We start from the raw sequence: 789 nt of genomic DNA, 5'->3' as shown, positions 1-789 counted from the left end.
CGGAACGATCGTCACGGGCGTACAGATGAATAGCCCCGCCGGCGATGCCCAATTGCTCCCAGCGCTGGATCTGCCCAGAGAAAATCTGCGCCAGTTGCCTTGTGGTGAGTTGCGGCAGCGGGTTGTCGGGGTGGACGATGACTGCCACCCCATCCAGGCCGATGACTTGTTCGGCGGCGGCTGCGCGCAGGTCGCCCAGGGCCCGCAGCTGGCGTGCTTCGCGGTCATTGACCGGCCGCGAGGCGGCCGCCAGGTCGGCCTCGCCACGGCCGAGGGCGACGAAGCCGGTGCTGGAACCGTGGGCGGCGATATCGATGCGCATCGGCTGCCCAAGCGCATCGCGCGCGGTGATCACGGTTTCGTTGGCCAGCTTGCCTGGCTGCTGTTCGATGGCAGTGGCTTGTTGCGCCCGGAGTTGCCCTTGCACGAGGGCAGGCAACAGCGCTGCGCCGATGGTGTTGGAGCCTTGCACGCGCAAATGGCTGGGTTCGGCCAAGGTCGCTAGCGGTATCAGGGTGAGCAGCAAGACAAGCAGGCGGGGCATGCCGGGTGGCCCTGTGGCATAGAGTTGGCCGGCAGATTACGACAGTCGCGTGATGATAATGTGACGGCTTGGCCTGATGCCCGTCAGTTCGCGTTAGTGGGGCTGCTGCGCAGCCCTATCGCCGGCAAGCCAGCTCCCACCTCGACCGCATTACCCTTCAGCCATGCGCTACACTGTGGGAGCTGGCTTGCCAGCGATGGGGCAGCAGGAATAGCAGCCATGCGCTACTCCTGTGGGAGCTGGCT

The 789-nt window shown here is 65.7% G+C and carries 1 protein-coding gene; it reads right to left on the bottom strand.

The window, feature by feature from the left end:
• A partial coding sequence (locus HP547_RS29070; protein WP_172288959.1) for a substrate-binding domain-containing protein occupies positions 1-544 on the bottom strand: 544 nt, incomplete at its 3' end.
• Positions 545-789: the final 245 nt, after the last annotated feature.

Source organism: Pseudomonas sp. CM27, assembly GCF_013179515.1.
In the GTDB taxonomy this organism is placed as follows: Bacteria; Pseudomonadota; Gammaproteobacteria; order Pseudomonadales; family Pseudomonadaceae; genus Aquipseudomonas.
This window is presented reverse-complemented; position numbering and strand designations above follow the sequence as displayed.